Genomic DNA, 7,621 nt, shown 5'->3' on the forward strand with positions numbered 1-7,621 from the left:
TCAAACCATTGTCTCCTGATTCTCAAAATGCTCTATGAAGAAAATCCTAAATTTTTATCGGAAGTTTTGAGTAAACTATTAGGTGAAGGTTTATCTGGAAAAGTTGGAGTCAAATTCACTCAACAAGTAAGAAGAAAACAAAGCACTCCTGATGGAGAAATTACTCAAGAACCTTTCTCTATTTTTATTGAAACTAAAAGGGGAAATAATTTTGATGAAGGACAATTATTACGTCATCTAGAAAGCCTCAAGCAAAAGCAAGGGGCAAAAGTTCTTATTGCTCTTGCTAACTATGAACAAGATGAACCTAATGATCCGGCTTTTTCCAATGTTAAAAAGATTGCTGAAGCAGATAAAATTTTATTTTTACCTATTAGTTTTGAATATTTTCTAGAGTCAATAAAAGTGGAAGGTTTATCAAAAAGTCTAGCCGATGCGATCGCCGACTTAGAAGAGTATTTTGATGAAGAAAATTTGTTACCTTCTTGGAAATATCGTCTAGATGTTGTGAATTGTGCTGGAACTTATGATGATGTTATTAACCATAATATATATGTTTGTACAGCAAAAGGTGGTCAGTATAGTCATCGTCGCAGTTTGTACTTTGGAGTCTATAGAAATAAACAAGTAGACCGGGTAGCTAAGATTGAAGCAGTTGTGGATATTGAGTCAGAAGATGAGTATTCTATTAAGTGGAAAAACGTTGATAAATCGGATGAAGAATTAGTTGAAATTGCTAGAAACCGTCGTAGCTATATTGATAATTCATGGTATCCAGCAAGAGTATTTTTATTAGCTGATTTACATCCGACTAATTTTCGCAAGACTACTCCTGGGGGTATGCAAAGCAGTAAAAGATACTTTTATATTGGTAGTGTGAATGATGTTACAGATTTAGCCGAAAAATTAAAGGATGAAACTTGGGAACAATATCAATAAAAATTCACTACTTTATATTACCTCTTTATTAGTAGTAGGGTATGTGAGCGGAACGAAGTGGAGTATAGTATTACCTAATTATTAATAATTAATAATTAAATAATTCAGGTTTAAAGCCTCCCCTTTTAAGGGGAAAAAAGCGGTTGAGGGATGGCGAGGTCTCCTCGCCATATCCAATCAACCAAGAGAAGAAATAATATCTCCTTATATTCAATCAAGAACGGTTTTAACCAGAGGTAATTATCAATTATCCATTATCCATTATCAATTAATGAAGCACCGTTGAGTTTTGCTCAGTTACCCTGTCGCTAACAGCACCCTACTAAATTAAGCAGCCAAAAGAGATTTTTTTTCTGCCAAAAACATATTTTGAGATTGATTTCCTTGGCCATAAACATAAGCAGTTTTAGTCATAGGGTGAAAATTTATCCATTCCCATTGTTGTTGCAAAGCTTTAAACAAATAATTTGTTCCTTGAATCATTGGCATAGGAAATTGTTCTAATTTTTTTGGAGATTCTAACAATTTTTTAGGTAGACGATATTTAAGTGAAAATTCTGCAATTAACGGTAAATTATCTGTTGTATTTAAATACCAGAAACTTAGATCGGTTTTCACAATATGTTTGTCTCCAAATTGTAAATTTGCTAGTTTCCTTACCACTTCAAAAGCATGAAAATTATTAACTAACTCAATTGAAGTTTGTTCGGGAATATCAAGAGCTTTTAAACCAGGAAATAATTTCGCAACTTGTTTAATATTTTCAAAGTTAGGTTGCCGATCTCTAGTTACAGATATTGACTGAGAAAATTTACTTTGAAATGGCGGAATTATATCTTCTTCAAACTTAGTCTTACCTGCTTTTGTTGCCGACAAATCCTGTGAAGCTGATAAATAGCGGTCTGACTCACGATGTTTGAGATTCACCTGATATTCTGGTTGATGATATTTTTTTTCTCGTCTAATTCTCAAGATAAAACCATGATGACGTAAATCAAAATTTGGTGTATCTAAGTAATAAATTTGTCTATATTTTTCTTCAGTTTGTTGGCTAATAACTTTTCCTTTAAACTGTTGTGTCAATGACTCAACTAAATTGCCAAATCTTTCTACAGTATGAGTACGGTCATAAAATTGATTAATATTGAGAATTAATTTGTATTCTCTGGAATTAATTGCTTGGTTGCAGTTCTTCATCACTAATTCTTTATTGCATCTGTGTACGAGTTATAACTACCTCAAACTTATTGATTCAAATTTTAAGTTTGAGGATATTTTTTACCAGATGCGACCCTGAGATAACTGATAGTTAATTTGTGAAATATATGGATTAATTTGAAGAAGGAGACAGGAGACAGGAGGCAGGAGACAGGAGGAAAATTACATGGGGATTCGCTCCCCCAAGTAATTTTGAACACCCCCGTTGACGGTGGGGTATTAAACCCACAAAGAAAATGATAATAACTATTCACATTATATATTAGGCAATAAATTTTACCTAATATATCCTGGCTATGCTACTATTGTTAAGTTACAATCAAATATTGATAAATTCCGGAATAATCTTATACCAATTTGATAAATGTTTGCTACAAATGACTAGCCTCTTTATTCGGTAGGGGAGCCGTCGGATTGGCGACGTACAGGACCCAGAATTAATGGCTTCAATACCAGGTTTTAGGTCATAAATTCTCTTTTTTTGTCAAAGGAACATCTCCTATAAAATATTTTAATCGCACTTATTTATTCGTAACATTTTTTTTGAGAAATGGTATTACATCATGTCTGGATAGTTAGTGATCAAAAAACTTTCTCTTTTTCCTACTCTTCTTTCTTCCCTCCTGACTCCTGAATCCTCCATCGTTTATTTATAAGTATTCAACCGGACATGATATTACTGCAAATTCATCAATCTTCCAGGAAATCAGTAATATATCAAAAATCAAAAATAAATATTCCCCACCCTTACAGAAATTAAGAATGGAGAATATTACAGTTTAACAAACAGTACAGTAATTGGTAGTCCTGCAGGCGTAATGGTATAGCAATGAGCGCTGGTATATTTACAAATTGCAGCAGGGGCCAAATAGCTAAAAGTCTTATATTATCGGCAATTTATTCCCCCTGTTGCCTCTCTTGGTGCGCATTCCCTCTCTTGGTCAGCATTCCCTTGCGACTGGCGTCGTCGCGGGGTCGCACCGCTGTTGCCTGTTGCCTGTTGCCTGTTGCCTGTGCACAGCGCTATAAATGGAGACAAGCAATACTCACAACCGGAGCAAGATACTCCCACTTGCTATACCCTGACCAAAAAATCACAACTTCGGTTCTTCCTTCTTCCTCCTTCCTTCTTCCTTCTTTTGATTAAACCAATTTAAGATTTGGATACTCAGCAACCATATCCTCAGAAGTCAAAGTATCGCCACTCGCTTGAGGTGTCCATAAAACTTCAACAGCTAATAACTGCTCGCTAGAAATAGTACCCATTTGACTTAAAGCACGTCTTACATCTTCTGTACTATTAATAACTGGCAACTGTAATTTACCTTGAGTACCAACAACAATAGTAACCACAATATATTCCCCTGGTGCTTCAGTTTCCTGAGTTACCAGTTCGCCATCAGTTTCACTAACAGGTAGAGAAGTTTGAAGGTTTTTATCAATTAATTGATTATTGTAATTAGAAAGAGTCTCCTCAGAAAACTTACTGCGTTCAGTCAGAGCATACTGATTAAACTTTGCTTCTGCCGAGTCTAGCTTTGCTTGTTCACTTTGGGCAGATCCATAAGCCCAATATTCAGGGTGACGCAATAAAGATAATGTAGCTTCTTGGAGAACTTGCGCTCTACCCGCAGCAGAACCAGTATCAGCATTTTCCGCTATTCTATCAAGGTCTGTTTGTAAACTACGACCTTCTGCCAATAAACCAACTTGTACGCTAGCAACAGAAACTGTAGGATTATTACTATAGCTGTCAAACTCATCTCCCTGAGTTGCTCTTCGGAAACTACTAACTAAGAAATTAGCGATCGCAATAAAAATCAAAATTGTAAACAGACTGCCAAACCCACCGAAACCAAAGAAAGGTAGTAAAAATGGAAAGCCAATACCACCCCCAGGATAGTAACCACCTCCAGGACTACGGGTAGGTGATGTATAGGTGCGACTGGGCATTCTAAATGACCCACCGCCAATGCGACCTCCACTCCGAGCGGCTAAAGCTGCATCAGCTTGACTGAAGACTAAAGTAAACACTAGTCCGATGACAAAGACAGATTTTACGATCTGTGAAAGCAATTTTTTATTCATAAATAATTGTTATTATTTCTATACTTCTTTCTTTAATGTATAGCTTTCTTTCTAGACTTTGCAATCAAAGCTTGGTGTTTAATTATTGGGATATCCGTACTTGAATCACAAAATATCAAAAATCAAAAATTATGTAGTCGAGGTTACAGTCTAGTGCGGCTACGCGGAAGTCATGCATTTAAAAGCGAGTGCTAATTGGCGTCTCCTACGGGGTGTATAAAGTGCGGAAGTAATTCCGCACACAGCCCCTCCAGAATGTAAGACGCACATCTGACAGTCAATCATTTTTGATTTGTAATTGTTCGCGCGATTTTGTAACTGGTCAGTTATTTCCGCCATCCTGCACTAGGTTATTTCAGTTATCAGTTAACAGTACCTCCTACTAAAGTAGGTAGGAGGCTTGAAATACTGAATTTTCTTTATTTTTTAGTCAAGTATATTTGTCTAAGTCTTAAAATATATAGCACTATAGTTTTTAGTTACTATAATCAGGTAGTCCTGTAGATCTAGTGATATTTATAATTAAATCCCTTTCACTGCCAGAAACAAAACTACAAAAATCACTACTTGTACACCACTACCTATAACCATATATAAATATAAATCCCCGTTTTTAGCCTATCAAATCTCACTTCTAACTTCTAACTTCTGACTTCAATCAACACCACCCCCCACAATAGTAACTATTTCCAACTTGTCCCCTGCTTGTATTTCAGTTTTGTCCCAAAATTGTCTATGTAAAATTTCACCATTATATTCCACAGCTACTAACCGAGGGTTTAACCCCAACTGTTCCAGAAAATTAGGTAAAAGTATATGAGGTAAACAAGTATGGGTTTCTCCGTTAACTTTGAGCGTAATTTGACTTGACATTCTAGTAATATTTAGATTTTTTCTGGTAATATATTATGAGAGCGTAGGGCTTGATAACGATTTAGTTGAGAAAGAAAATATTGAGTTACTAAAGTTGGTTGCTCTGCCTGCATAATTGCCCTAACTACAGATACACGCTCCGCACCAGAAGATAGAACTTCATCACAATTTTGCATATCAATTCCACCAATGGCAAACCAAGGAATAGTACAATTATTCACAGCATAACTAATGTATTCTAAACCTGCTGCTGGTTTATCTAACTTAGTAGGAGTTTCATATATTGGCCCTACTCCAATATAGTCCGCTTCTTCTTGAATAGCTCGCTTCATTTCTTGTGGGTTTGTAGTGGAACGACCTACAAGTTTCTGAGGGCCAAGCAGTTGTCTAGCAAGTTGAACTGGTATATCATCTTGTCCTAGATGAACTCCATCTGCATCCACAGCGATCGCCATGTCTACTCGGTCATTAACAATAAATAGAGCGCCGTAGCGATGGCAGAGTTGACAGAGTTTTTGAGCTTCTGTCAATCTTGTTATATCGTCTGCTGTTTTATTGCGGTATTGGACAAGAGTTAACCCTCCCTGAAGAGCTGCTTCTACTATATTGATTAATTTATCGTTGGGTGAGGTAACTAGATAAAGGTAGGAGTTTTGTAATTGCTGATATCTTCTATAGGCGAGAAGTCCACTTTCTATAGTATAAACTCGGTAACGCATTTGTTTACAAGCGGAACCCATTTGAGAATTATAAATTTTTCCGTATTCTTCTAAAACTCGTAGTGCTTCTTCTAAGCGACAGAAGTTAACTTGTAGCAGTTGTTGAACATCTGAACGTTCCTCTTCCTGTGGATGAGTCAATTCTGTACCTGGATCGCCAGGGGTATTTCGGGACATTCTTAATTCTGTACTATGCCAACTCCCAATCTCTTGACGTAGTTGTTTACATTCATTTGCCCAATGTATACTATTGAGGCCAAACCTGCACCATTCTTCTATAATTCTTAGACCTTCTCTCGCCCTATCTAGGTTGGCATCCAGAATTCGGCGAACCCCAGGCTGTACATTTTGACCCCAATTATACTTATCGTTCATAATAATTACCCTATAAATTTTAATCCTTAAATTGCCAACATAACTATAATCCTGCTCTCTCGAATATTGAAGGGCAGATTATGACAAATTTTCTCATTTGCCATTAATATAGATCGTTTTATAGTATAATATTGCCTGCAATACAGAAGTTAACTATTAATGTCTGAAATAGTTTAGCTATCAGGATTGCTACTGTAGGGTCAAGATCAAAATATTTAGTTAGGCCATATTTAGAAAAAATGTTGACTCTCAGGGTAGAAATTTTCGTTAAATTAAATTAATTGTTTATGTAATTAGCGGATAGCAATAATAGACAAATTTTAGCGATCGCTATGAGTAACTTCTTAATTTTCGGGGTTGAGTTAAAGTTTATGTTGCTAGTTAATCCTGATAGGGAATAGTGGATATATTTGAGGGCTATCCTAAGTTTCGGCTTTATTTAATTTCTCAGAAAATAACAATATTGTAGATTCTTGATCGTAATTGCGATCGCACAAGATAAATGTGCGACCGTTTTGAATAGCAACCCTGCCGTTAAATTTACAGACAACCCTAAAGTATAGACTCTACAGGATTAAACAGAATAAGCCACCCATCCAATTGTTTCAGTAGTGTGGGCATTACCTGAGAGTGATGCACCTTTTCCAATTAATTCATTCATTCGGATCTTAAACCCAGTAGTAGTAACCTCAGCAAGACGGACTCCTGGGGTCTCTGGTCCATTAAAGGTTTGAACCATAGGAATAACAATTACAGTTGTTCCTTCTGGAAATGGTGTAGGAAAGTTAACTTGTGTAAAACCACTAATGTCACCGCTTTGTGTAGCATTGTCTCCAGGGGAGTTTAAGTCAACAGAACCTGTTTGCATCATAGCCATGATTATTTATTTCCTTGATAATTTATGAAGTTAATTTTTCATTTCATATCTTATCAGCTCAAGAGGAAATTAATCACTTGACCAAATAGCTTCTATAAGGACATTTCTATATCTGAATCAGTCCAAGTCCAATTACCGGATAAGCAACTGGTCTGAATATGATGACTCCAGTAAGCACAGAGGAAGTCTAACATTTGGACTCGATGACATAATGCTACTCAGGATAATAAATCTCAAGTAATAGATATACTAATTGTGAATGAAGCATCGTTTAGTGGGAACAAAAAAACCATGAGAATACTCCACTACATTATTATGCAGGTAAGAGCTGATTTATAAAGTAAATATTAAGAGGCTGAATTTATTACAGGACAAAGGTTTTGCCGATTGTGGATCAGTAAACCATAAATTCCTGAGACCTAGATAGTATCATAGTTTCAGCTCAGTTTATAAATCAGCTCTAAAACCCAGGAAATAACTGCTTGACTTATTAATAAAGGAGCAGATGTTAATACTAAAAATAATTATGATG

General features: G+C 36.0%; 7 protein-coding genes. 2 read left to right on the forward strand and 5 right to left on the reverse strand.

Going from position 1 to position 7,621, the window contains the following annotated elements; genetic code table 11:
• Positions 1-939, forward strand: a 939-nt coding sequence (locus F6K13_RS09985) for a hypothetical protein (RefSeq protein ID WP_287287313.1), incomplete at its 5' end; no start/stop codon positions are given.
• 327 nt (positions 940-1,266) lie between these two features.
• Here F6K13_RS09985 and F6K13_RS09990 read toward each other — a convergent pair.
• Positions 1,267-2,136, reverse strand: a complete 870-nt coding sequence (locus F6K13_RS09990) for a hypothetical protein (RefSeq protein WP_124146723.1) — start codon at positions 2,134-2,136, stop codon at positions 1,267-1,269.
• A 138-nt stretch (positions 2,137-2,274) separates the two neighbouring features.
• On the opposite strand from F6K13_RS09990, the gene F6K13_RS09995 reads away from it, so the two are divergent.
• Positions 2,275-2,397: a hypothetical protein gene (locus F6K13_RS09995; protein ID WP_275670435.1), complete on the forward strand. Its 123-nt coding sequence runs from the start codon at positions 2,275-2,277 to the stop codon at positions 2,395-2,397.
• A gap of 903 nt (positions 2,398-3,300) precedes the next feature.
• Here F6K13_RS09995 and F6K13_RS10000 read toward each other — a convergent pair.
• The 4 genes from F6K13_RS10000 to F6K13_RS10015 form a co-directional block, all read right to left on the reverse strand.
• Positions 3,301-4,245: a DUF1517 domain-containing protein gene (locus F6K13_RS10000; protein ID WP_124154772.1), complete on the reverse strand. Its 945-nt coding sequence runs from the start codon at positions 4,243-4,245 to the stop codon at positions 3,301-3,303.
• A gap of 654 nt (positions 4,246-4,899) precedes the next feature.
• Positions 4,900-5,118: a sulfur carrier protein ThiS gene (gene thiS, locus F6K13_RS10005; protein WP_124146725.1), complete on the reverse strand. Its 219-nt coding sequence runs from the start codon at positions 5,116-5,118 to the stop codon at positions 4,900-4,902.
• Positions 5,119-5,129: 11 nt separating this feature from the next.
• Complete coding sequence (locus tag F6K13_RS10010; protein WP_124146726.1) at positions 5,130-6,212, reverse strand: thiamine phosphate synthase; 1,083 nt, start codon at positions 6,210-6,212, stop codon at positions 5,130-5,132.
• A 574-nt stretch (positions 6,213-6,786) separates the two neighbouring features.
• The gene (locus F6K13_RS10015) at positions 6,787-7,089 is read right to left on the reverse strand and encodes a hypothetical protein (RefSeq protein WP_124146727.1); all 303 of its coding nucleotides are present in this window, start codon (positions 7,087-7,089) and stop codon (positions 6,787-6,789) included.
• Positions 7,090-7,621: the final 532 nt, after the last annotated feature.

Origin of the sequence: Okeania sp. SIO2B9 (genome assembly GCF_010672505.1) — a bacterium.
In the GTDB taxonomy this organism is placed as follows: domain Bacteria; phylum Cyanobacteriota; class Cyanobacteriia; order Cyanobacteriales; family Microcoleaceae; genus Okeania; species Okeania hirsuta.

Coding starts and splice junctions, on each gene's coding strand:
- F6K13_RS09990 (WP_124146723.1), bottom strand. CDS start 2,136: ATGAAGAACTGCAACCAAGCAATTAATTCCAGAGAATACAAATTAATT.
- F6K13_RS10000 (WP_124154772.1), bottom strand. CDS start 4,245: ATGAATAAAAAATTGCTTTCACAGATCGTAAAATCTGTCTTTGTCATC.
- thiS (WP_124146725.1), bottom strand. CDS start 5,118: ATGTCAAGTCAAATTACGCTCAAAGTTAACGGAGAAACCCATACTTGT.
- F6K13_RS10010 (WP_124146726.1), bottom strand. CDS start 6,212: ATGAACGATAAGTATAATTGGGGTCAAAATGTACAGCCTGGGGTTCGC.
- F6K13_RS10015 (WP_124146727.1), bottom strand. CDS start 7,089: ATGGCTATGATGCAAACAGGTTCTGTTGACTTAAACTCCCCTGGAGAC.